Source organism: Caenimonas terrae (assembly GCF_042655405.1).
Lineage (GTDB): Bacteria > Pseudomonadota > Gammaproteobacteria > Burkholderiales > Burkholderiaceae_C > Ramlibacter > Ramlibacter terrae_A.
Map to the genome: position 1 here is coordinate 803,680 of NZ_JBHSMF010000002.1, position 24,770 is coordinate 828,449.

At 65.9% G+C, this 24,770-nt stretch carries 19 protein-coding genes; 18 read left to right on the plus strand and 1 reads right to left on the minus strand.

Annotated features, from left to right (window positions below; translation table 11 throughout):
* The first annotated feature begins 39 nt into the window (after positions 1-39).
* Positions 40-1,803 carry a tetratricopeptide repeat protein gene (locus ACFPOE_RS03965; protein ID WP_376848693.1) on the plus strand — a complete coding sequence of 588 codons (1,764 nt, stop codon included), beginning with the start codon at positions 40-42 and terminating at the stop codon, positions 1,801-1,803.
* Entirely contained in the window at positions 1,797-3,935 is a 2,139-nt protein-coding gene (locus tag ACFPOE_RS03970; RefSeq protein WP_376848694.1) for a tetratricopeptide repeat protein, read from the plus strand. Before ACFPOE_RS03965 ends, ACFPOE_RS03970 begins: the two co-directional genes overlap by 7 nt.
* Here the strand turns inward: ACFPOE_RS03970 and argC are convergent.
* A complete protein-coding gene (gene argC, locus ACFPOE_RS03975; protein WP_376848695.1) occupies positions 3,913-4,836 on the minus strand; it encodes an N-acetyl-gamma-glutamyl-phosphate reductase in 924 nt (307 codons plus the stop codon). The genes ACFPOE_RS03970 and argC overlap by 23 nt on opposite strands.
* Positions 4,837-4,994: 158 nt before the next feature.
* Between argC and sucC the strand changes: the two genes are divergently transcribed.
* The 16 genes from sucC to ACFPOE_RS04055 all read left to right on the plus strand — a co-directional run bounded on the left by sucC (position 4,995) and on the right by ACFPOE_RS04055 (position 24,702).
* On the plus strand, positions 4,995-6,155 hold the full coding sequence (gene sucC / locus ACFPOE_RS03980; RefSeq protein ID WP_376848696.1) for an ADP-forming succinate--CoA ligase subunit beta: 1,161 nt from the start codon (positions 4,995-4,997) through the stop codon (positions 6,153-6,155).
* 50 nt (positions 6,156-6,205) lie between these two features.
* Positions 6,206-7,099 carry a succinate--CoA ligase subunit alpha gene (gene sucD, locus ACFPOE_RS03985; protein WP_376848697.1) on the plus strand — a complete coding sequence of 298 codons (894 nt, stop codon included), beginning with the start codon at positions 6,206-6,208 and terminating at the stop codon, positions 7,097-7,099.
* Positions 7,100-7,215: 116 nt separating this feature from the next.
* The gene (locus ACFPOE_RS03990; RefSeq protein ID WP_376848698.1) at positions 7,216-7,902 is read left to right on the plus strand and encodes a TerC family protein; all 687 of its coding nucleotides are present in this window, start codon (positions 7,216-7,218) and stop codon (positions 7,900-7,902) included.
* Positions 7,903-8,147: 245 nt separating this feature from the next.
* Positions 8,148-10,859 (plus strand): CHASE2 domain-containing serine/threonine-protein kinase, encoded by a 2,712-nt coding sequence (locus ACFPOE_RS03995; protein WP_376848699.1) that lies wholly within the window; start codon positions 8,148-8,150, stop codon positions 10,857-10,859.
* Entirely contained in the window at positions 10,856-11,641 is a 786-nt protein-coding gene (locus ACFPOE_RS04000) for a Stp1/IreP family PP2C-type Ser/Thr phosphatase (protein ID WP_376848700.1), read from the plus strand. The genes ACFPOE_RS03995 and ACFPOE_RS04000 overlap by 4 nt, the downstream gene beginning before the upstream one ends.
* 47 nt (positions 11,642-11,688) lie before the next feature.
* A complete protein-coding gene (locus ACFPOE_RS04005) occupies positions 11,689-12,360 on the plus strand; it encodes an FHA domain-containing protein (protein ID WP_376848701.1) in 672 nt (223 codons plus the stop codon).
* Positions 12,361-12,410: 50 nt separating this feature from the next.
* A complete protein-coding gene (locus tag ACFPOE_RS04010; protein WP_376848702.1) occupies positions 12,411-14,660 on the plus strand; it encodes a CHASE2 domain-containing protein in 2,250 nt (749 codons plus the stop codon).
* A 10-nt stretch (positions 14,661-14,670) separates the two neighbouring features.
* Complete coding sequence (locus ACFPOE_RS04015; RefSeq protein ID WP_376848703.1) at positions 14,671-15,462, plus strand: MBL fold metallo-hydrolase; 792 nt, start codon at positions 14,671-14,673, stop codon at positions 15,460-15,462.
* The gene (locus ACFPOE_RS04020) at positions 15,459-17,867 is read left to right on the plus strand and encodes a GspE/PulE family protein (RefSeq protein ID WP_376848704.1); all 2,409 of its coding nucleotides are present in this window, start codon (positions 15,459-15,461) and stop codon (positions 17,865-17,867) included. The genes ACFPOE_RS04015 and ACFPOE_RS04020 overlap by 4 nt, the downstream gene beginning before the upstream one ends.
* Positions 17,868-18,020: 153 nt before the next feature.
* Positions 18,021-18,494 (plus strand): pilin, encoded by a 474-nt coding sequence (locus ACFPOE_RS04025; RefSeq protein WP_376848705.1) that lies wholly within the window; start codon positions 18,021-18,023, stop codon positions 18,492-18,494.
* 127 nt (positions 18,495-18,621) lie between these two features.
* A complete protein-coding gene (locus ACFPOE_RS04030; RefSeq protein WP_376848706.1) occupies positions 18,622-19,800 on the plus strand; it encodes a glycosyltransferase family 2 protein in 1,179 nt (392 codons plus the stop codon).
* Positions 19,793-20,611 carry a hypothetical protein gene (locus ACFPOE_RS04035; protein WP_376848707.1) on the plus strand — a complete coding sequence of 273 codons (819 nt, stop codon included), beginning with the start codon at positions 19,793-19,795 and terminating at the stop codon, positions 20,609-20,611. Before ACFPOE_RS04030 ends, ACFPOE_RS04035 begins: the two co-directional genes overlap by 8 nt.
* On the plus strand, positions 20,608-21,783 hold the full coding sequence (locus tag ACFPOE_RS04040; protein WP_376848708.1) for a hypothetical protein: 1,176 nt from the start codon (positions 20,608-20,610) through the stop codon (positions 21,781-21,783). The genes ACFPOE_RS04035 and ACFPOE_RS04040 overlap by 4 nt, the downstream gene beginning before the upstream one ends.
* 70 nt (positions 21,784-21,853) lie before the next feature.
* A complete protein-coding gene (locus ACFPOE_RS04045; RefSeq protein WP_376848709.1) occupies positions 21,854-22,819 on the plus strand; it encodes a glycosyltransferase family 9 protein in 966 nt (321 codons plus the stop codon).
* A gap of 2 nt (positions 22,820-22,821) precedes the next feature.
* On the plus strand, positions 22,822-23,652 hold the full coding sequence (locus ACFPOE_RS04050; RefSeq protein WP_376848710.1) for an FkbM family methyltransferase: 831 nt from the start codon (positions 22,822-22,824) through the stop codon (positions 23,650-23,652).
* Positions 23,653-23,682: 30 nt separating this feature from the next.
* On the plus strand, positions 23,683-24,702 hold the full coding sequence (locus ACFPOE_RS04055) for a glycosyltransferase family protein (protein WP_376848711.1): 1,020 nt from the start codon (positions 23,683-23,685) through the stop codon (positions 24,700-24,702).
* The last annotated feature ends 68 nt before the right edge of the window (positions 24,703-24,770 follow it).

Below are 24,770 nucleotides of genomic sequence, written 5' to 3' on the forward strand. Positions count from 1 at the left end.
TAATGCCCCGCACAAGTCACGGGCGGCAAGGACATGGGGATGGACATCCTGGGGCGCATCTGGTCGGCGGCGCGCGGCGGCCGCAACTCCGCACCCGAACTGCGCGCCGGCCAGGCGCCTGACGCCAACAAGGAAGATGAGGCGGCAGCGCTGCGCCAGCGCGGCAACGCCTTGCTGGAGCAAGGTTCGCTCGCCGAGGCCATCGCCTGCTACCGGCGCGCCTGCGAGAGCGCACCCGAAGACGCGCTGGCCTGGTTGAACCAGGGCTACGCCTTGCTCCAGGCCGGGCAAGCCGATGCCGCCGGCGATTGCCTGCGTCGCGCCCTGAGCATCGACAGCAACCTGGCCGATGCCCACTTCCTGCTGGGCCAGAGCGATGCCCGGCGCGGCCTGCTGCCGCAAGCCCTGGCCTGCTACGACCGGGCGCTGGCGCTGGACCCGGCGCTGTCGGCCGCGGCGCTGGGGCGCATCGACCTGCTGCTGGACCTGCAACGCTGGCAGGAGGCGCTGGCGCAGATCGATGCGCAGGGCGCCGGCCAGGCCATGCCCCTGAGGCAGCAGCGTGCCCGCGCCTTGCATGGCCTGGGCTGCAATGCCGAAGCGCTGGCGTGCATCGACCAGCTCCTGGCGCAGCAGCCCGGCGATGCCGACGCGCTGCATGGCAAGGCCAATATCCTGCTGGAACTGGGGGACCACCAAGGCGCGCTGGACGCCAGCGCGCAGGTGCTGGCGCAGCATCCCGGCTTCGCCGATGCCATGGGCAATGCAGGGGTCGCGTGCATGCGCATGGGCCGGCTGCAGGATGCGCTGGCATGGTTCGACCGCGGACTGGCGCAACAACCGCGGGATGCGGCCATGCACTGGAACCGCGGCCTGGCCCTGCTGACGCTGGGCGACCTGGCGCAGGGCTGGCCGGAGCACGAATGGCGCTGGGGCGCGACAGTGCTGCGGCATGCGCGCGCGCCGTTTACCGAGAGCCATCCGCAGTGGGCCGGCGAGCCGCTGGCGGGCAAGACCCTGCTGCTCCATGCCGAGCAGGGGCTGGGCGACAGCATCCAGTTCGTGCGCTATGTCCCGCTGCTGGCGGCCGCGGGAGCGCGGATCGTGTTGCGCGTGCCGCCGGCGTTGCACGCACTGTGCGCGGGACTGAGCCCGGCTTGCACGCTACTGGCGCAAGACGCACCGCTGCCGCACCTCGATTTCCACTGCCCGCTCATGAGCCTGCCGCTCGCCTTCCGCACCACGCTGGACAGCATCCCCGCGGCCGGCGGCTATCTGCGCAGCGATGCAGCCAAGCGCGCTCATTGGGAGCAGGCCCTGGGGCCGCGCCGCGGCCCGCGCGTCGGCCTGGTCTGGTCCGGCGGCACCCAGCACAAGAACGACGCCAATCGCTCCATGCCGCTGGAGGCGTTGCTGCGGGCGGTGCCGGCGCACTGCACGCCGGTCAGCCTGCAGAAGGAAGTTCGGCCCGGCGATGCGGGTGTGTTGCAGGCCAGCGGCATGTTCCACGCCGGTGCCGCCCTGCAGGGCTTCGACGACACGGCAGCGCTGATCGATTGCGTGGACCTGGTGGTCAGCGTCGACACCAGCGTCGCCCATCTCGCGGGGGCGCTGGGCAAGCGACTGCTGCTGTTGTTGCCCGCGGTGCCCGACTGGCGCTGGCTGCTGGAGCGCCAGGACAGTCCGTGGTACGCGTCCGCCCGCCTGTTCCGCCAGGGCGCGGACGCCCAATGGGCGCCGGTGCTGGCGCGGGTGCGCGCCGAGCTGGAAGGCGCCGAGCCGCAGCGGGAGGCGCGATGCTGAGCGGCCTCAGGAAGCTGTGGTCGCGCGCTGCGCCGCCGGCCCAGGCTGCGGCCGGGCCCGAGGACGACTGGTTGCAGGCAGGCAACGGCAAGCTGGCCGCCGGCGACCTCGAGGGCGCCGCCGCCTGCTACCGCAAAGCCGTGGAACACGATCCGCGCAGTGCGGCCGCGCACGTCAACCTGGGCTTTGCCTTGCTGCAGCTGCAGGCGTTCGGGCCGGCGCAGCACAGCCTGGAGCAGGCGGCGGCACTGGACGCGGGCTCGGCCGACGCCCGCTATCTGCTGGCCGGTGCGCTGCAGCAGCAGGGACACCATGAGCAGGCCCTGGCGAGCTACCGCGCGGCGCTGGCCTGCAAGAGCGCCTTTGACGTGGCTTGGCGCGATCTGGCAAGCCTGCTGGCGGGGATGGGCCGGCCGCAGGAAGCGCAATTGGCGGTCGACCAGGGGCTGGCAGCCTGTCCGGGCGCGCCGGAGCTGCTGCACGTCGCGGGCATGCTGGCGCTGGAGCGGGGCGAGCACGGCCGGGCCGGCGAGATCTTTGCCGGCCTGGTGGCGGCAAATCCCGAGGACGTGGATGCCCATGTCCGCCTGGCTGCGTTGCACAAGGCGGGCGGCCGGCCGGAGGCGGCACGCAGGAGCCTGGAAGCGGCGCTGGCGCTGCAGCCGGAGAGCCCCGCATTGCTGCTCGAGGTCGCCGACCTGAGCCGCAGCCAGGACCTCCAGGAGCAGGCGGTCGCGTGCTACCGTCGCCTGCTGGCCCTGGACGCTTCGTCCGCCGCCGGCGCCTTCGGCCTGGCGCGTTCTCTGCTGCGCCAGCAGCAGCATGACGAAGCGCTTCAGTGGTTCGATCGCGCCGCGCAGCTGGCACCGAAGGCCGCCCCCGTCCATGCGGCACGGGGCAACGCCATGCTGGCGCGGGGCCGCCTGGTCGAGGCGCTGGCGGCCTACGACAAGGTGCTGGAGTTGCAGCCGCGGCAGCCGGACACGCTGGTCAATCGCGGCAACGCGCTCCTGCGCATGGGGCGTTTCGCCGAGGCCGAACAGTCTTACCGCGCCGTGCTTCAACTCGACCCGCGTTATCTCCCGGCCTTGATCAACCTGGGCAGCGTCCTGCAGGAGCAGAACGCATTCGACCAGGCGCTGGCCGCCTACGAACAGGCCCTGGCGCTGGCGCCGGAGGATGCGAACATCCACTGGAACAAGGCGCTCTGCCATCTGGTGACGGGCAACTGGGAGGCGGGCTGGCGTGGCCACGAATGGCGTCGACAGGCCAAAGCGCTGACGCTGGCGCAGGGGGCGGCCAGCTATTCGCAGCCCCAATGGGACGGCGCGGCGTCACTGCGGGGCAAGACCATGCTGCTGCATGCGGAGCAAGGCTTGGGCGACACATTGCAGTTCTGCCGCTATGCGCAAGCGGTGCAGGACAGGGGTGCCACGGTGCTGCTCGCCGTGCCGCCGACGCTCCGGCGCCTGCTGGGCCGGCTGGCCGGTGTGGACAGGCTGCTGGTGGACGGCGAGCCCCTGCCGCGCTTCGATGTCCATTGTCCGCTGCCCAGCCTGCCGCTGGCTTTCGGCACGACGCCGGAGACGGTCCCGGCGGCCATTCCCTACCTGTCCGCCGATCCGGCCGCCGCGCGCGCATGGCGCGAGCGCCTGGTCGGCGCCGGCCTGAAGGTGGGCATCGTCTGGTCGGGCAACCCGGCGCACGTCAACGATCACAACCGCTCCATTGCGCTGAAGGCCATGCTGCAACTGGCCACGCCCGGCGTGCAACTGGTGAGCCTGCAAAAGGAGTTGCGTGACGGCGAAGCGCAATTGCTGGAGGCCGCCGGAGTGCCCCACGTCGGCGCCGAACTGCAGGACCTGGCGGCGACCGCCGGGCTGGTGGCCGCGATGGACCTGGTGGTGTCGGTGGACACCAGCGCGGCCCACCTGGCCGGGGCCCTGGGGCGCCCGCTGTGGCTGCTGCTGCCGTTCAGCCCCGACTGGCGCTGGCTGCTGCAGCGCGAGGACAGCCCCTGGTACCCCGGCGCCCGCCTGTTCCGGCAGGATGAGAGCCGCGACTGGGCGAAAGTGCTGGAGCGGGTGCGGCGCGAGCTCGCCGCCCGGGCTACAGCCCCAGCATCAGCTTGAGGTTCTGCACCGCGGCGCCGCTGGCGCCCTTGCCCAGGTTGTCCAGCCGGGCAACGAGGATGGCCTGGCGCAGGTCGTCGTTGCCGTAAACGCGCAGCTCCATCCTGTTGGTGTCGTTCAGCGCCTCCGGCTCGAGCTTGCCGTCCTCGGTCGGCGCGACCACCGCGACCCATTCGCTGCCCTCGTAATGCTTCGCCAGCGCGGCGTGCAGGTCGGCCATCGTCGGCTGGCGCGGCAGCATGTCCAGGTGCAGCGGCAGTTCGACCAGCATGCCCTGGCGGAAATTGCCGACGGCCGGAATGAAGATCGGCCGCCGGGCGAGCCCGCTGTACCTGACGATCTCCGGCAGGTGCTTGTGCTTCAGGCCCAGGCCGTACACCTCGTACGCGGGAGCCTTGCCGCCTTCGAAGGCTTCGATCATCGTGCGGCCGCCGCCCGAATAGCCGCTGACCGAGGGCAGCACCACCGGGTAGTCCTTGGGCAGCAAGCCGGCATCGACCAGCGGCCGCAGCAGGGCGATCGCCCCGGTCGAATAGCAGCCGGGGTTGCTGACCCGGCGTGCCTTCGCCACCGCGTTGCGCTGGCCCGGCGCCAGTTCGGGAAAGCCGTACACCCAGCCTTCGGCGGTGCGATGCGCGGTGGAAGCATCGATCAGTTTCGGGCCAGGCTTGCCGGAAGTCTTCTCGATGTCGGCGACCATGGCGGCCGACTCGCGCGCCGCGTCGTCGTGCAGGCACAGGATGACCAGGTCCACGCCCGCCATCAGTTCGCGCTTGGCCTGCGGGTCCTTGCGTCGTTCCGGCGCGATGCTCACCAGCTCGATCTGCGGCATCTTTTGGAGCCGCTCGCGAATCTGCAATCCGGTCGTGCCGGCCTCACCGTCAATGAACACCCTTGGCATCGCTTCTCCTGTCGTAAGTGCCGGCGCTGACGCAGCGCCGCGCACCCAGTTTGTGCATCGCACCATGATACAGTTCACGGCTGCACCTTGCAGCCTCTGCCGGGGGCCTGCGCCCAGCCTCCGGCCCTCAAATTCATTCGATCCTCCAGAGAACCCTCATGAAGATTCACGAGTACCAAGGCAAGGAAATCTTGCGCAACTTCGGCGTGCCCGTGCCGCGCGGCATCCCGGCTTTCACGGTCCAGGAAGCGGTGGAAGCCGCCCAGAAGCTCGGTGGCCCGGTGTGGGTGGTGAAGGCGCAGATCCATGCGGGCGGCCGCGGCAAGGGCGGCGGCGTCAAGCTGGCGCGTTCGATCAACGAGGTGAAGAAGCTGGCCGGCGAGATCCTGGGCATGCAGCTCAAGACCCACCAGACCGGCCCCGAGGGCCAGAAGGTGCGCCGCCTCCTCATCGAGGACGGCGCCGACATCAAGAAGGAATATTACGTGTCGGCCGTGACCGACCGCGCCTCGCAGAAGGTGGCCTTCATGGCCTCCAGCGAAGGCGGCATGGACATCGAGGAAGTGGCCCACGCCACGCCCGAGAAGATCATCAAGGTGTTGGCCGACCCGATCGCCGGCCTGACCGACGACCAGGCCCGCGAGCTGGCCAACGGCATCGGCGTTCCCGCCGGTTCCACCGCGCAGGCCGTGGACGTGCTCAAGAAGCTCTACAAGGTCTACATGGAGACCGACGCCAGCCTGGTGGAGATCAACCCGCTGATCCTGGAAGGCAACGGCGGCATCAAGGCGCTGGACGCGAAGTTCAACTTCGACCCGAACGCGCTGTTCCGCCACCCCGAGATCGTCGCCCTGCGCGACCTCGACGAGGAAGACCCGGCGGAGGTGGAAGCCAGCAAGTTCGACCTGGCCTACATCAGCCTGGACGGCAACATCGGCTGCCTGGTCAACGGCGCCGGCCTGGCGATGGCCACCATGGACACCATCAAGCTGTTCGGCGCCGAGCCGGCCAACTTCCTGGACGTGGGCGGCGGCGCGACGCCGGAGAAGGTCACCGAGGCCTTCAAGATCATGCTCAAGAACAAGAAGGTCAAGGCCATCCTGGTCAACATCTTCGGCGGCATCATGAAGTGCGACACCATCGCCACCGGCGTGATCACCGCCTGCAAGGCCGTCAATCTGAGTGTGCCGCTGGTCGTGCGCATGAAGGGAACGAACGAGGAGCTGGGCAAGAAGATGCTCGCCGAGTCCGGCCTGCCGATCATCAGCGCCGACACCATGGCCGAGGCCGCCCAGAAAGTCGTTGCCGCTCTCAAGTGACCTTGGGGACAGATCTTCAGCTCTGTCCTCAACTGATTAGGAACAAATCCATGTCGATCTACATCAACAAAGACACCAAGGTCATCACCCAGGGCATCACCGGCAAGACCGGCCAGTTCCACACCGAGAAGTGCCAGGAATACGCCAACGGCAAGAACTGCTTCGTCGCCGGCGTGAACCCGAAGAAGGCCGGCGAGTCGATCTTCAACATCCCGATCTACGCCTCGGTGAAGGAAGCGGCCAAGCAGACCGGCGCCACCGTCTCGGTGATCTACGTTCCACCGGCCGGCGCTGCCGCCGCGATCTGGGAAGCCGTCGAGGCCGACCTGGACATGACCATCTGCATCACCGAAGGCATTCCGGTGCGCGACATGCTGGAAGTGCGCAACCGCATGAAGGCCAAGGAAGCCGCCGGCGGCAAGAAGACGCTGCTGCTCGGCCCCAATTGCCCCGGCCTGATCACGCCGGACGAAATCAAGATCGGCATCATGCCGGGCCACATCCACCGCAAGGGCCGCATCGGCGTCGTCAGCCGCTCGGGCACGCTGACCTATGAGGCGGTCGCCCAACTCACCGAGATCGGCCTGGGCCAGTCGACGGCGGTCGGCATCGGCGGCGACCCGATCAACGGGCTCAAGCACATCGACGTGATGAGCGCCTTCAACGACGATCCGGAAACCGACGCGGTCATCATGATCGGCGAGATCGGCGGCCCGGACGAAGCGGAAGCGGCGCGCTGGTGCAAGGCCAACATGAAGAAGCCGATCGTGGGCTTCATCGCCGGCGTGACGGCGCCTGCCGGCAAGCGCATGGGGCACGCCGGCGCGCTGATCTCCGGCGGCGCGGACACGGCCGACGCCAAGCTTGCCATCATGGAAGAGTGCGGCTTCAAGGTCACGCGCAACCCTTCCGAGATGGCCAAGCTGCTGAAGGCGCTGCTGTAAGCAGAATCACCAACGAGCTGACCGGCAACTGACCGGTACACTGCGGTCTAGAAAAGAAAGCGCTCGGAACTCCGGTTTTGGGCGCTTTTCGCATTCATATCTCTGGGGACCACCGCATGGAAATGCTGCAAGGCGCCGACTTCTGGATCGGCCTGCTGAAGATCATCTGGATCAACATCATCCTGTCGGGAGACAACGCGGTGGTGATCGCGCTGGCCGCGCGGACCTTGCCGCCGACCCAGCAGCGCAAGGCGGTCTTCTTCGGCTCGGGTGCGGCGGTGGTCCTGCGGATCCTGCTGACCGTGGTTGCAGCCAAGCTGCTTGCCCTGCCCTACCTGCAGATCGTCGGGGGCCTGCTGCTGTTGTGGATCGGCGTGCAGTTGCTGGGCGACGAGGACGAGGGCGAAGGGGAGGCCAAGGAGCACGGAACGCTGATGGCGGCCGTGCGGACGATCCTGATCGCCGACCTGGTGATGAGCCTGGACAACGTGATCGCCGTCGCGGCCGCCGCCAAGGGCAGCATGCTGCTGCTGATCCTGGGCCTCGCGATCAGCATTCCGCTGGTGATCTTCGGCAGCACCTTGATGATCAAGCTGATGGAGCGGTTCCCGATCATCGTCGTGCTCGGTGCCGCGTTGATCGGCTGGGTGGGCGGCGAAACCATCGCCAGCGACTTCGTGTTCAAGGACTTCTTCGCCGCCAACGGGTGGGCGCATTACGTCGCGGCCGCCGGCGGCGCTGCGCTGGTGATCGCCCTCGGAAAGCTGATCAGCGCCCGCAGCCGGAAGCCGGCTGCGACCTGAAGCAAAGCCTGCTCATCAGCATCTGTGCACAATTGCTACAAAACGTAGCGGGGACCGGCGATTGTCGCTTGTCCGCTGTGGAGCCCTCTGTTAACGTGCCGCAGGGAGAGCTGCACCCATCCTAGGCGTGCGGCGCGCGCGCCTGTGGATGGAAACACAGGCGGCCAGCTATCTGTTCAAAGGCGGGGTCAGTGAGCACATCCTCATCCGAGAGACGCGGGCAGTTCTGGCGCAGGGACTGGTTCGTGGCCGTGCTCATCGTGCTGGCGGTGGTCATCCTGGACCGCTCCACCGACGTGGTGGAAACACTGGAGCGGCGCTTCTACGACTTCGCCAGCACCAGCAGCGGCCGCCAGCCTTCCGACCGGATCGCCATCATCGCGATCGACGACACCAGCGTGCGCAACATCGGCCGCTGGCCGTGGCCACGCGACGTCCACGCCCAGCTGATCGACATGCTGGCGGCGGCGAAGGCCAAGACCATCGTCCACACCGTCTTCTTCTTCGAGCCGCAGACCGATCGCGGGCTGGTCTACATCCGCAAGATGAAGGAGGCACTTGGCCGGGCCGAACAGGGCCCCCTCACGGAGCAACTCGGCAAGGTGATCGCGGATGCCGAATCGTCGCTGGACACCGATTCCAAGCTCGCCGCGAGCATGGCGAAGGCAGGCAACGTCCTGATCCCGTCGGTGTTCGCGCTGGCCGAGCCGCTGGGCAAGCCCGACAAACCGCTGCCGCCCTTTGCCCTGAAGAGCGCGATCGACGAGAACAACGGTTTTTCCGAGCCGGCAGTCAGCGGGCAGCAACCGATCGACAGCATCGGCAATGCGGCCGCGGGGGTAGGCCACCTCAACTTCCTCAACGACGTGGACGGCGCAGTGCGGCAGCAGCCCCTGCTCGTGAACTATTACGGTAAGGCGATCCCATCGCTCGCGCTGCTCGCGGCCGGCAACAGCCTGAACCTTGGCCCGTCCGACATCAGGCTCAATCCGGGCGAGTCGGTGCAGATCGGAAAGCTGCGGATCAAGACCAACGAGATCGCGCGCATGCTGCCGCAGTTCTACAAGGCACGCGACGGCAAGCCGCCGTTCGCGATCGATTCGTTCTACGACGTCCTGTCAGGAAAGATCCCCGCGTCCAAGTACACGGACAAGATCGTCCTGATCGGCGCGACGGCGGCAGGCGTGGGCACGCAGTTTCCGGCGCCCGGCAATCCGAACATGACGCCGGCCGAGATGCTGGCGCACACCACCTCCAGCATCCTCAGCGAGCACTTCATCGTGGAGCCCAGTTGGGGGGTGGTCGCGGCCCTGGGCATCTTCCTGCTGGTGGCGGCGTACCTGATTGCCGCCTTGCCGCGGCTGTCGGCGGGAATGGCGGGCGCCATCACGGCGGCCCTCTTCGTCGCCTTGCTGGGCGCCGAATTCGGGCTGCTTGCCGGGGCGGCGCTGTGGCTGAAGCTAATGCTGCCGGCCACGCTGCTGGTCATCGGCCATCTGGCCGTGACGACCAAGCGCTTCCTCATGACCGAGGCCGGCAAGCTCAAGTCGGACGAAGAGTCGGCCGAGACGAACCGGATGATGGGCCTGGCCTTGCAGGGCCAGGGGCAGCTGGACGCCTCGTTCGACCGCTTCCGGCGCGTGCCCATGAGCGAGCCGCTGATGGACAACCTGTACAACCTCGCCCTCGACTTCGAACGCAAGCGCCAGTTCAACAAGGCCCAGGCCATCTACGAACACATGGCGGCGTGGAAGAAGGACTACAAGGATCTGCAGTCCAAGCTCAATCGCGCCAGGAACCTGTCGGAAACGGTGATCCTGGGCGGCGGCGGGTCCCACCCGGGCGGCACCATGCTGCTCGATGGCGGTGCCGTCGAAAAGCCGATGCTGGGGCGCTACCAGGTGGAAAAGGAACTGGGCAAGGGCGCGATGGGCGTCGTGTACCTGGGCAGGGACCCGAAGATCGGCCGGGTGGTGGCCATCAAGACGATGGCACTGAGCCAGGAATTCGAGGGCGAGGAGCTCACCGACGCGCGGGAACGCTTCTTCCGCGAAGCCGAAACCGCCGGCCGGCTGCAGCACCAGAACATCGTCACGATCTTCGACGCCGGCGAGGAGCATGACCTGGCGTATATCGCCATGGAATTCCTCAAGGGCCGCGACCTGGTGGAGTTCTGCAAGGGCGGCGCGTTGTTGCCGATCCCCAAGGTCCTGTCGATCGTGGCCCGGGTGGCGGAGGCGCTGGCCTATGCGCACCGGCAGAACGTCGTCCACCGCGACATCAAGCCGGCCAACATCATGTACGAGGTCGACAGCGACACGGTCAAGGTCACCGACTTCGGCATCGCCCGGATCACGGACTCGAGCAAGACCAAGACGGGCCTGGTGCTGGGCACCCCCAGCTTCATGTCCCCCGAACAGATCGCGGGCAAGAAGGTGGACGGCCGCTCCGACCTGTATTCGCTGGGCGTGATGCTGTACCAGATGCTGACCGGCGTGCTGCCGTTCCGGGGCGATTCGATGGCCGAACTGATGTACAAGATCGCCAACGAGGAGGCGCCGGACATCCGCGCCGTTCGCCAGGAGATCTCGCCGCAGCTCGCCGGCGTGGTTGCGCGCTCGCTCACCAAGCGTCCCGACCTGCGTTACCAGGACGGCGACGCGTTCGCCGCCGATCTCCGGGCGGTGATGGCGGCCCCCGCAGTGCAGCCGTCTGCGACAGAAAAGCCACACCCCGGGCCCTTGATGCGGCCCGACAACGAGGTTCCTGCCGTGCCGGAGAAGACCACCGTCATGACGTCCGGCGCGCCCGGCTATGATTCCGCCCAGCGACCGGAGGCAGCAGCGGGCGAGGTTTTTGTCAGGACGGCCGCCTTCCCCAGGCCGGACGAACCGGACGTACCTTCCGCTGGCGACGGCAAGTCCGATCGGGACGACACGACAACCGGGCATCTATGATTTACGAGTTCTGCATCCGCACCGACCCGGGTCTCGCCCGAGAGAACAACGAAGACTCAGTTGCGATCGATGAACCGACCCGGCTCGGGATCCTGGCCGACGGCATGGGCGGCTACAACGCCGGCGAGATCGCCAGCGGGATGGCCACCACCTTCATCAAGTCGGAGCTGGGGCGCTGGCTGTCGCAGGCCGGACGGCATGCCAACAGCAGGGAAGTGCGCCGCGCGATGGAAATCTGCGTCGACAATGCCAATCGCTCGATCTTCAACGCCGCCAACTCCAACCCGCAATACAGCGGGATGGGCACGACGCTGGTGCTAGGCGTCTTCCAGGACTCACGCCTGATGCTGGGCCACATCGGCGATTCGCGCTGCTATCGGCTGCGCGGTGCCGAGTTCGCCCAGATCACCAAGGACCATTCCCTGCTGCAGGAGCAGATGGATGCCGGCCTGATCACGCCGGAGCAGGCGGCCGTGTCCACCAACAAGAACCTGGTCACCCGCGCGCTCGGGGTCGAGGACGCGGTGTTGCTGGAGGTCAACGAGCATCGCGTCGAAGCCGGCGATCTGTACCTGATGTGTTCTGATGGCCTGTCCGACATGCTCGATGACGATGCGATTTCGCAGATTCTGGTGGGCGAGGCGACACTGGAGCAGAAATCGCAGCAGTTGATCGAAGCCGCGAATGCCAACGGAGGCCGGGACAATATCTCGGTTCTGCTCGCCTACGCCAAGACCGGATCCGAAAAACGCGGCTTCATTTCCAGATTGCTGGGAAAATAGGACTTGATGTTAGTCTCAGATAACGAGTTCAGAAACAGGAGCCGACCATGCCGAAAATGATCGTTTCGATCGACGGTGTTGTCATCAAGGAAGTGCAGTTGACGAAGGACCGCACGACACTGGGGCGACGCCCCTACAACGACATCGTGATCGACAATCTCGCGGTGAGCGGCGAGCATGCCGTCCTGCAGATGATGGCAAACGACGTCTATCTCGAAGACCTCAACAGCACCAACGGCACCTACGTCAATGGCAAGGCCGTGAAGAAGCAGTTGTTGCAAAACAACGACACGGTGGAGATCGGGAAGTACAAGATCAAGTACATCAACGAGGCCGCCAACCCCGGTTACGAGAAGACGATGATCATCAAGGCGGGCTCGATTCCGCCCGCCCCGGTGACCGCGTCGGCGGCCGCCCGTGCCGAGGGCGGCACCGTCGCTGCCTCCGAACTGGCCAGCCTGGCGGCGGCCATCAAGGTCCTGTCGGGTGCGGCGGCCGGCCGCGAGGTGCCACTGGTCAAGGTAGTGACGACCATCGGCAAGCCGGGCGTTGCCGTGGCCGCGATCACCAAGCGCCCGCACGGCTTCGTGGTGGCGCACGTGGAGGGCGCCAACAAGCCGACGCTCAACGGAGCGGCCATCGGCGCCGAGCCGGTCACCCTGAAGAACGGCGATTTGCTGGAGCTGGCCGGAACGCAGATGCAGTTCGTGCAGGTTTGAGCGCCTGCCGTCGGCCGGCGAACATCCCACGCTAGCGAGGTCGGGGGCTTATGGGCTTGCTCTCCAAACACTGGTCCCGGATCGCCGTCACGCTGATTCCGCTGGTTTTCGGTCTGCTGCATGCCACGGGGATACTCCCGATCGGGGTGGTGCAGCGTCTGGACGACATCATCTACGACGCCAGGTTGCGGGCCACCATGCCGCGCACCCTGGACGAACGGATCGTCATCGTCGACATCGACGAAAAGAGCCTGGCCGAAGTCGGACACTGGCCCTGGGCCCGCAGCCGCGTTGCGGACCTGGTCGACGAGCTGTACGGCCAGCAGAAGATCGCGCTGCTCGGGTTCGACATCGTGTTCGCCGAGCCCGACGAAAGCTCGGGCCTGAAGCACTTGCAGCAACTGGCGCAAACCGACTTGCGCGATCAGCCAGGGTTCGCCGACAAGCTGGCGCAACTGCAGCCCTCGCTGGACTACGACGGGCTGTTCGCAAAATCGCTGGAGCGGCGTCGGGTGGTGCTCGGCTACTACCTGACCAGCGATCGCGACGGCCGCACCTCAGGCGTCCTGCCGGCGCCGGTGATGGGGCGGGAAAGCCTGCAGGGCCGCCCGATCGCTTTCACCACCTGGTCTGGCTACGGCTCGAACATCGCACGGATCGCCGGCGCCGCGCCGCTGGCCGGGTACTTCAACTCCATCACCGATGCCGACGGCGTCGTGCGTTCGATTCCCCTGGTCGCCGAGTACAAGGGCCAGTACTACGAGTCGCTGGCCCTGGCGATGTTCCGGCTGCTCAATGGCCTGCCTGCGGTGGAGCCGGGCTTTCCGCGGGACCGGCTGGTGTCGCGCAACTACCAGGGGCTGGAGAGCATCGTCCTGCGCCAGGGCGACAAGACCCTGGCGATCCCGGTGGACGCCCGCGTGGCGACGCTGGTTCCGTTCCGCGGCCCGGGCGGGCCGGGCGCGGGCTCGTTCAGGTACGTCTCGGCCAGCGACCTGCTGGCAAAGCGGGTGGCCCCGGAAACCCTCAGGGGAAAGATCGTGCTGGTCGGCACCACCGCCCCCGGATTGCAGGACGTGCGGGTCACGCCGGTCGCGGAAACCTACCCCGGGGTCGAGGCGCATGCCAACGTCATTTCCGGACTCCTGGACGGCAAGATCTTCGTCAAGCCCGACTACGCGGTGGGATACGAGGTGGTGATCCTGATCCTGTCCGGCCTGGCGCTGGCGTTTTCGCTGCCGCTGCTGTCCGCCACCAGGGCCGTCATGGTGAGCGCCGCGATGGTGGCCCTGCTGATCGGGGTGAACGTCTGGCTGTACCTGGGCGGCGGGCTGGTGCTGCCGCTGGCTTCTGCGCTCACCGTCGCCATCACCGCGTTCGCGCTGAACATGAGTTACGGCTATTTCGTGGAGAGCCGCTCCAAGCGCGAGCTGGCCAACCTGTTCGGGACCTACGTGCAGCCGGAGCTGGTCGACGAGATGGTGAAGGATCCTCTGAGCTACAGCATGAAGGCCACCAACAAGGAGCTGACCGTCATGTTCTGCGACATGCGGGGCTTCACCAAGATGTCCGAGTCGATGGAGCCCACCAGGCTGCAGGAGCTGCTGAACGCGGTCTTCAGCCGGCTGACGGACGTGATCCAGGCCAACCGGGGAACCATCGACAAGTACATGGGGGACTGCGTCATGGCGTTCTGGGGCGCGCCGGTGGAAACGCCGAATCACGCGCACCTCGCCGTCAAGACCGCGCTCGAGATGTCCGCCGCCGTCAGGAAGATCAACGAGGAGCACCGGGCCTCGGGCATTCCCGAGATCGGCATCGGCATCGGCCTGAACACCGGCACGATGTGCGTCGGCGACATGGGCTCGGACATCAGGCGCAGCTACACGGTGATCGGCGATGCCGTCAACCTGGGCTCCCGGCTCGAGGGGCTGTCCAAGGTCTACGGCGTCGACATCGTGGTCAGCGAGAGCACGCGCAGGCTGGCGCCCGAATTCGGCTGGCAGGAACTGGACAAGGTGCGGGTCAAGGGCAAGGAGCAGGCCGTCGGGATCTTTTACCCGCTGGGGCTGCTGCAGGAGCTTCCAAAGGCGCAAACCGACGAAGTGAAAACCTGGGCCGGACTGGTCAAGGCCTATCGCGCGCAGGATTGGGAGCAATGCGACCTGATGCTCCTCAACCTGCAGAGGATGAATGCCAAAAAATACCTTTACGAACTATATTCGGACCGTGTAGCCTCGATGAGGTTGCTTCCGTTCGACCCGGCCTGGGACGGCGCCACCAATTTCGAAACCAAGTAAGGATCCGATCATGAAGGTGCGCGTGCTCGGCTGTTCTGGCGCCATCGCCAAGGACTGCCGGACCACGTCCTTCCTGGTCGACGCGGACATGCTGGTGGACGCCGGGACGGGGGTCGGCGACCTGACCCTGGACGAAATGCGCGGCATCGACCACGTCCTGCTGACGCATTCGCATCTCGATCACATCGCCGCCCTGCCGTTGATGATCGATGCGATCGCCGCGCAGCGCTCCAGCCCGGTCCGCATCCATGCGCTGGCCGGCACCATCGCCGCCATCAAGGCGCACATCTTCAACAACGTGATCTGGCCCGACTTCAGCCGGATCCCGACGGTGGACGCGCCCTTCATCACCTTCCACGAAATCGAGATCGGCCAGACGCTGGAGATCACGGGCAAGCGGATCGAAGTGCTGCCGGCGGTGCACACCGTCCCCGCCGTCGGTTATGCCGTGAGCAGCGGCCGTGGTTGCTGGGTCTTTTCGGGCGACACCGAGCGCAACCCGGCCTTCTGGGCCCGCATCAACCAGATGGACGTCGCCGCGCTGGTCATCGAAACCGCCTTCAGCAACCGCGAGAAGGAGCTCGCGCGGCGCAGCCTGCATCTTTCCCCGCTGGCGCTGGCGGAAGAACTCGACTGCATCGACAAGGGCAAGTCCTTCCCGATCTACATCACCCACACCAAGCCGGCCGAAACCGAGCTGATCATGAGCGAGATCCAGAAGTTCGACCAGACCCAGCCTTTCGGGGTGAACGTGGTCCACGACATCCGCTGGCTGCGCGCCGGACAGGAGTTCAACCTGTGAGCGCCGTGCTCAGGCCTGTCAGGGACTCCGAGCAGGCTTTCTACGATTCGCAGATGCTGCCGCCGGAAAAGCGCGGCGTCACGTTCGAGGTGCTGTTCTATCGGCAGCTGCAGCAGGTATCGACCCGGATCCACGACACCGAGAACATCGACCAGATCATGCTCGAGGCGAGCCAGGACATCTGCAAGCTGTTCAACGCTGACCGCCTGACGCTGTATGCGATCAGCGACGACCGCACGTCCATCATCTCCAAGGTCAAGACTGGCCTGAACACCACCAGCGACCTGAAGCTGCCGATCAGCGCGCAGAGCATCGCCGGCTATGCGGCGTACAGCAGGCAGATGGTGAACATCGCGGACGTCTACGACGAGGAAGCGCTCAAGCGTGTCCACCCCACCCTGACTTTCCTCAAGCAGGTGGACAAGCGCTCGGGCTACCGCACCAAGCAGATGCTGGTGGTGCCGATCCTGGACGGAGACACGCTGCACGGCGTGCTGCAGGTGATCAACAACAAGAGCGACCAGCCGTTCGGCGATCTCGAGATCGAAGGCGCAACCCAGTTGTGCCGCACCCTGGCGACCGCAATCCGCCAGCGCATGCAGAAGGCCGAGGACGCGCAGCGGCGCAAGGCGACCAAGTACGACGGCCTGATCGCAGACGGCGTGCTGACGTCCGAGGAGCTCCAGCGCTGCGTGCAAAAGGCGCGCGACGACGGCCGCTCGGTCGAGGCGACCCTGATCTCGGACTACCGCATCCTGCCGACGCAGATCGGGGCTTCGTTTGCGAAGTTCTTCGGCGTGCCGTACGAGCCGTTCAACGCCGGCAGAATCCGCATCGAGGCATTGCAGGGCCCGCTCAAGCGCGAGTTCATCGATGAGCAGGGCTGGCTGCCGCTGGAAGAAAGCCCCGAAGGGCTGGTGGTGATGTGCCTCGACCCGGAGGCAGTGCGCGGCTCCCGCGTGGTGCCCCAGGTGTTTCCCCGCTTCGGCAAGTACGTCTATCGCGTCACTACCAAGACCGAATTCGACCAGACCCTGGGGCAGCTGTACGGGGACGGCGAAGGCGCTTCCATCGACGAACTGCTGGCCGACCTGAGCTCGCCGATCGACGACGAGAGCGGCGACGAATCGACCCTCGAATCGGCCGCTGCGGACAACGAACTGGTGAAGTTCGTCAACAAGGTGATCATCGACGCGTACCACCAGCGCGTATCGGACATTCACATCGAGCCGCTTCCCGGCAAGGCCAAGACCGGCATCCGGTTCCGGATCGACGGAAGCCTGCAGCCTTACGTGGAGGTGCCGGCGCATTTCCGCCAGCCGCTCGTGACGCGCCTGAAGATCATGTGCGACCTGGACATCTCGGAAAAGCGCAAGCCCCAGGACGGCAAGATCAAGTTCAAGAAGTTCGGCCCGCTGGACATCGAGCTGCGGGTCGCCACCATTCCGTCGGCCGGCGGCGTCGAGGACGTGGTGATGCGGATCCTGGCGGCCGGCGAACCGATCCCGCTGGAGAAGCTGGGATTGACGGACCACAACCGGGAGCGGCTGGAAAGAACCGTCAGCAAGCCCTACGGCCTCTTCTACGTCTGCGGCCCCACAGGGTCGGGCAAGACGACCACGCTGCACTCGGTGCTGAAGTTCCTCAACAAGCCCGACACCAAGATCTGGACCGCGGAAGACCCGGTCGAAATCACGCAGAAGGGCCTGCGGCAGGTCCAGGTCAACCGGAAGGCGGGCATCGATTTCGCGCTCGTGATGCGCGCTTTCCTGCGGGCCGATCCGGACATCATCATGGTGGGCGAGTCGCGCGACAAGGAAACGGTGGCGATGGGCGTCGAGGCGTCCCTCACCGGCCACCTGGTGTTCTCCACGCTCCATACCAACTCCGCGCCCGAGTCGATCACGCGCCTGCTGGACATGGGGATGGACCCGTTCAACTTCGCCGACGCGCTGCTCGGCATCCTGGCGCAGCGGCTGGCCAAGAAGCTGTGCGACTGCAAGGAGTCGTACACGCCGAGCTCGGACGAACTGCGGACCTTCATTGCCGAATACGCCCAGGAGCTGCAACACACGCAGAAGTGGAAGGCGGATCCGGGCGGCGAGGCACAGCTCCTGTATGAAAGCTGGGTCGAGCTGTACGGCCAGGACGGCAATTTGAAGTTCTACCGGGCGGTGGGCTGCGAAAAGTGCAACAAGTCGGGCTACAAGGGCCGGATCGGCCTGCACGAGCTCCTGATCGCCGATGACAGCATCAAGCGCCTGGTCCAGGAGCGGGCCCGGGTGGCGGAGATCTTCGCCACCGCGGTCGAAACCGGAATGCGGACCCTGAAGATGGACGGCATGGAGAAGATCATGCTGGGACTGACTGACCTGAAGCAGGTCAGGTCGGTCTGCATCAAGTAAGGGGAAACATTTTTGTCACTTCGAATGCCAAAAATGGCCCTCCAGGCCGCCGAAACCGCACTTTCTCACATTCAGCCCCCGCCCAGAGCGCGAAAACCGGTTGGCACAGAACCTGCTGACCAACAAGACCCAAACCACTTGAGGAGTTGATTTATGAAGCGTTCCGTCCAACAGGGTTTCACCCTGATCGAATTGATGATCGTGGTCGCGATCATCGGTATTCTTGCTGCGGTGGCTCTGCCCGCCTATCAGGACTACACCAAGCGCGCCAAGCTGTCTGAGGTCGTTCTGGCCGCTTCTGCTTGCCGTACGACGATTTCCGAGGTGTATCAGACCGGTTCCCTGTCGACGGTTGCTGCCGACGCCTGGGGTTGCGAGTCGACCGGCCAGTCCTCCAAGTACGTGAAGTCGATCCACACCGACACCGCCGGCAAGATCACCGTCATGGCGACGGGCTTCGGCGATGCCAACATCGACGACAAGACGCTTGACCTGGTCCCGACCACGTCCGGTGGCACCGCCATCACCGCCTACTCGCAAGGCACGGTTGTCGGCGGCTGGAAGTGCGGCCCTGGCGCCACCAGCCCGATCCTGGCCAAGTACCTGCCGGGCTCTTGCCGCGGTTAATTCTTGACACGTCAAATGGGCGGCTTCGGCCGCTCATTTTTTTTGTCCCGCGGGAAGTCCTGTCGGCCACACGGACATCCATCATGATCGTGCTAGCCTCGACTGCGAAGTCATGCATCATTCAACAATGATCCGGTCGTGCGAGTTGACGGTGCTCATGCCCTGCCTCAACGAGGCACGGACGGTGCAAGCCTGCATTGCGGACGCGCTCAAGTACCTCGCGACCGCCGGGGTCGACGGCGAGGTTCTGGTGTCGGACAACGGTTCGACCGACGGATCGGTCGAACTCGCGCAAGCGGCGGGCGCCCGCGTGGTCCATGCGCCGCGCCGCGGCTACGGAGCTGCGCTGCAGGCGGGAATCCACGAGGCCAAGGGCCGCTTCATCATCATGGGAGACGCCGACTGCAGCTACGATTTTTCGCAGCTCCAGGCGTACGTCGAGCGCCTGCGCGCCGGCGCCGAGCTGGTCATGGGCAATCGCTTCCGCGGCGGCATCGAGCCCGGCGCCATGCCCTTTCTCCACCGCTATCTCGGCAATCCGGTCCTGAGCTTCATCGGCCGCCTGTTCTTCCGCACGTCGATTGGCGACTTTCACTGCGGCCTCAGAGGCTTTTCGCGCGATGCCGTGCTGCGGCTGGGGCTGGTCAGTACCGGGATGGAATTTGCGTCGGAAATGGTGGCGAAGTTCGCCCTGGCGGGGGCCAGGATCGAGGAAGTCCCTACTGTTCTTCGCCCCGACAGGCGCGATCGCCCTCCGCACCTGCGGACCTGGCGCGACGGCTGGCGGCACTTGCGATTCCTGCTGCTCTTTTGTCCCCGCTGGTTGTTCCTGTACCCCGGGCTGCTGCTGGCGTCGGTGGGGATGCTCGGATTTCTCGCGTTGCAGCCCTTGTTCGGGCTCGCCTTCTCCATGGGCAGCCGGGTGCACACGCTGCTGTACATGGCGGCCGCCATCGTGATCGGCGTGCAGGCAGTGCAGCTGGCACTGCTCACCAAGTGGCTCGGCGTCGTCTCGGGCATCGTTCCGGAGCCACCCTGGCTGATGCGGACCAAACCCCTGCGCACCGTCGAGACGGGCCTGCTGTTCGGCGGCGTGCTGTTCCTGATCGGCGTGCTGTGGTCGATCGGAATCCTGTACGGATGGGGGTCTTCGGGCTTTGGCGCGCTCAATCCTGCAGAGGGCATGCGGGTCGTCATCCCCGCGGTGACCCTGATGATCGTCGGCATGCAGGCGGTTGCCGGCGCCCTCTTTGCCGGTTCCGCCGAGATCTGCTGGCGTACGGTGGATCGCAAACGCAATGGATGACACGCGGTTCCTGGCCCCCGACTGGCTCATTCGGTGGGAACCCCTCATCGTCTTTGTGGGATGCGTCCTGGCGCTCTGTTCGGTGCCGGTCGCATTGGGGCACACCGGCCTGAGCTGGGATGCGCTGAACCACCACATCTACCTGGGGTGGACGGCGGACCATCCGCGATTCGATCGGGACTATCTCGCTGCTTCCTACCAGTCCTACCAGTTTCCCTACCTCTATTGGCCGGTGTACATGCTGGCCATGCTCGGGGCGAGCGGAGTGGTTGCCGGCATCGTCCTGACGCTGCTGCACCTGACGGTGGCGCCGGCGCTGTGGAAGCTCGCCCATGCCTGCATCCCGGGCCGCGAGTGGTTCGAGGTCGGCATGCGCGCACTTGCCGTGGCGCTCGCATTCATGGGCGGTGTCGTGCTGTCAATGCTCGACAGCACGAGCAACGACCTGCTCGCCGCAATCCCGCTGGTCTGGGCGATCGCCTTGATGATCGAGGCGCTGGCCTCGCCGGCGCAAACCGGCTTTCGCAGGGCGGTCGTGCTGTCGGGACTGCTGGCGGGCGTTTCGGTGGGCTTCAAATTGAGCAACGTTCCGATCGCCATCCTGTTGCCGCTGCTGTGGGCCTGGCGCGGCGCAAGCCCGTCCGGCAGGTTGCTCAACGTGCTGCTTGGCGGGCTCGCCGCGACCGTGGCACTGGCTGTCACTTACGGCTACTGGGGCTGGCTGCTCTGGACCAATTACGGCAATCCGTTCTACCCCTTCTTCGATCCCTGGCTGGAGCCGTTGCGGCTCGCGACCGGGTGGAAGCGATGATTCGCTTCGAGCCGGACACGATCAGCGACGGCCTGCTGCGCTTCTTCGCGATGGCGGCCCCGGAGGCCAATGTCTACGTGGAAATCGCCGCTCCCGACATCAGATTCGCCGCGATCGTCTTCCTCGCCATTGCCGTCTTCGCCTTTCGCAAGCGATTGAGCGCCAACCCTCGCCCTGCACTCGTGATGCTGCTGCTGCTGGTGGTGTCCGTGCCGCCGTGGCTGATGAGTTCGGGCAACGGCCGCTATTACCTGCCCATGCTGCTGTGCGCCGGTCCGCTGACCGTGGGCTTGGTCTACCTGCTTCCGCTCACCAGGTGGTTCCGGACTTTTCTGGCCATTGCAGTGCTGGCGGTCCAGACCTTCGTCGTCGCGATGACTCCCCCCTGGGATTCCTGGGCCTGGTTGCCGTGGAAGGAGGCGCCGTACTTCCATATCGACGTCCCGGCGTCCCTGGCAGCGGGGCCGCCGACGACCTATGTGACCTTGAGCTCCATTTCGTATTCGCTGATCGCACCGCAGTTTCCCGCCGCCTCGCGCTGGATCAACGTCTCCAACGTCGGTGCGGTCGGGCGCGATGCCGATTGGGCGCAGGACTTCCTGAAAGCGGCGCCGGGCCCGATCATGCTGGTCGCGCCGTCGATCCAGGGCGAGGTCGCCCCGGATGGGAAGGCGAAACCCAAGGTGCGCGATGCGCTGGACCAGCTGCTGCGTTCGCAGCGCCTGGCGCTGGAGGGAGATACCTGCAAGCTGTTTCGCTCCCGCGGCATCGAAGCCATCACCATCAGGCGCAAGCCGGAAGGCCCGGCAACGGAGGGCGTTGGGTTCTGGGTCTGCCCCCTGCGCTACCCGGTCGCCGCCACGCAGGCGCCCGAGCAGCCGGTTTCACCCAGGGTCGAGCTGGTATTCAACCGGATCGAGCACGACTGCCCGCGGTTTTTCCCGCCCGGAAACTCCAAGACGATGCGCATCAACGGTGGCGCCGTCCGCCAGTATTCCGAGTCCGACATGAAGATCTATGTGCTCGACGACGGAACCGTGATGTACAAATTCTGGCGGGCATTGAACCCGGCGCCGATCGGCACGGTCGAGGGGGTCCTGGCGGGCAAGGATGTGGTCGACTGCAGGAACATCCGCGGCCGCACCGGAATGCCGTGGGACCGCGAGATATGAGAACCGCGCCGGCCGAGGTGTGCGCCCTGGGGCCGGATTGCTTCCCCGCCGCCGTCGCCGGTGCCGCGCGGTGAAGAAGATCGCGCTCCTGAAGATCGGGGCACTGGGCGACGTGCTGATGACGACACCGCTGGTGCGGCAGCTGCGGCGGGCGCTTCCGCAGACCAGCATCGACTACCTGGTCGGGCAGGCCAGCGGCGCCATCCTGGAGGGGAACCCGCACATCAGCCGGCTCGTCCGCTTCGACGAGAGCATTCTGTACCGGCGCAAAATCGCGAGGCTGGGCTCCCTGGTGCGCCTGCTGCGCGGCTATGACGCCATCCTTGTCCTCGACAAGCACTGGATCTTCGCGTTGCTGGCGCGCCTGGCCGGGGTCCCGGTGCGCATCGGCTTTGCCCGCAGGCCGCTGGACGCCATGTTCCTCACCCGCACGGTCCCCTACGGCCCGGTGAAACACGAGATCGCCTACTACCTGGCGCTTGGAGAAGCTCTGGGCCTGCCCATCGACGGTGCCGACGTTGCGATGGAGCTGCCGCCATCCGACCCCTGCCCGATGGAGCAGCCCTATACCGTGCTGGTCAACGGAGGCGGCGCCAACGCCAACGAGCAATCGACCGTCCGCCGCATGCCCGAATCGCTGTTCTCCGACCTGGTCAGCGCCTGCCGCGCCAGAGGCAAGGTCGTCTTTCTCGGCGGAAAGGACGAAGCCCGGTATTACGACAGATTCGCCGGCGAGCGCACAGTCAATCTCTGCGGCAGGACCAGTCTGCGCGAGGCGTGGGACCTGCTCAGACACGCGCAATCGGTCTTCAGCACCGACACGGGCCTGATGCACATGGCCGGCGCCCTCAACCCCAACCTGACAGCGATCTTCGGCCCCACCCACCCGGGCCGGAAGTGCCCGCCGGGCGCCGGCTGGGTGTGGACCGACCAGGACCTCTACGACGACCGCTACGAGCTGTACGGAGAGGTTCCGGAGCGCCAGTTCTTCCGGAAAATGTCCATCGAAAATATCATGCGGCCAACGAAAGCCTGACCATGCTGCAACGCCTCGAACTGTTCGTCCGGTCGCTGGTCGGATCCTTGACCAGGAAGATCAACGGCCGCCACGTGTCGGGATTGATCGTGGACACCAGCAATGGCTTCTTCGCCATCGACTCGGAGGATTTTGCGGTCGGCCGGCAGCTGAGGATGAACGGCGAGTACGGCACCGAGGAGATCGAAAGACTGGGTTCGCGCATCACGCCCGGCAGCAGGGTGCTGGTGGTCGGCGCCCATATCGGGACCTTGGCCATCCCGCTGGCGAGGAAATGCCGCGAAGTCGTCGCCATCGAAGCCAATCCCGCCACCTACAAGCTGCTGACGCAGAATATCGCGCTGAATGCGATCTCCAACTGCCAGGCGATCAATATCGCAGCGAGCGACAAGGAAGAGAGCATCAAGTTCCTGCTCAACAAGGTGAATTCAGGAGGAAGCAAGCGTACTCCGATCAACAAGACGCACGCCTACTACTACGATCGTCCCGAAGAAATCACCGTGCCGGCATTCAGTCTCGACCAGTACCTGGACGACAAGGCCTTCGATGTCGTCATCATGGACATCGAGGGGTCGGAATATTTTGCGCTGCGCGGGATGCGGGAGATCCTCTCCGGCACCAAGCTGCTGGCAGTCGAGTTCCTGCCCCATCATCTGAGGAACGTGAGCGGTGTTACCGTCGCGCAGTTCCTGTCCGTCGTGGCGCCCTATTTCAGCAAGTTGACGGTTCCGTCCCGAGGCGAGACGGTGGGTGCTGCGGGCTTTCTGCCCCTGCTGGCGGACATGTTCGACAAAGACCAAGGGGACGATGGCATCCTGTTCGAAAAGGCCTGACGCTGCCCTGGCGCCGCCGCGGGATCCGACATGACAGACGCATCGAACGGACCGCTGCGTCCCGCCGAGATCCTGGCCGTGGTGGTCAACTGGAACGGATGGCAGGACACGCTCGAATGCATCCGCAGTCTCTGCGCGATGACGGAGCCCAGGCTGGCCGTGCTGGTCTGTGACAACGGATCGAGCGACGGCTCGATCGAGCACCTCGTCCAGGCCCTGCGAGCGGACGGCGGCGCCGTCGACGCGGCTGCGCCGGGCGACGTGCAGGGGCAAGTGATGAGGCTGGGGCGCTGCGCGCAGAAGGGCGGCGGGGCACCGCAGGATCTGTACCTGATGCCGATCCCATCCAATCTCGGCTACGCCGGCGCATTGAACAAGGGCATCGAATGGGGCCGGCAACAGCTGCACGCCAGGGGGTTCTGGCTCCTGAACAACGACGTGAAGGTCGAGCCTGATGCCCTGGCCCACCTGGTGGCAGCAACGCAGCGATATCCCGACATGGGCCTTTGCGGCTCCGTGCTGCTCGAATGGGAGGAGCCGCTGCGGGTGCAGGCCATCGCAGGCGTGTTCCGCAAGTACCTTGCCGTGGGATGGCATACCAAGGCGGTTCCGGCGGGCGCCCAGGCGCAGTCCGTTCTTTTCGACATCGACTATCCGGTCGGTGCGTCCCTCTACGTCACCGAAGAGTACCTGCAGCGTGTCGGCCCGATGGACGACGGCTATTTCCTGTACTACGAGGAACTGGATTGGTGCGAGCGCGGCCGCGCCCAGGGCTTCCGGCCGGCCGTCGCGCTCCAGAGCCGGGTTCGACACAAGGAAGGTGCCAGCACGGGATCTACCGGCGGGGTCAGGCGCAAGTCGATGCTGTCGGAATATTACGGCGTCCTCAATCGCCTCAGATACACCCGCAAGTTCTCTCCGCACCTGCTTCCGGTCGTTTGGCTCAGCCTGCTCCTGCTGGTCGCCGACCGGGTCATCCACGGCGAATGGGCGCGCGCGGGCCTGGTCATGAAGTTGATGCTGCATCCGCGTTCCGTCGCCCGGCCTTGATTACCACGGCACCACAAGCAATGTCCGCACAGACCACACAAGCAGAGCCACTCGGCGGTCCCCGGCGC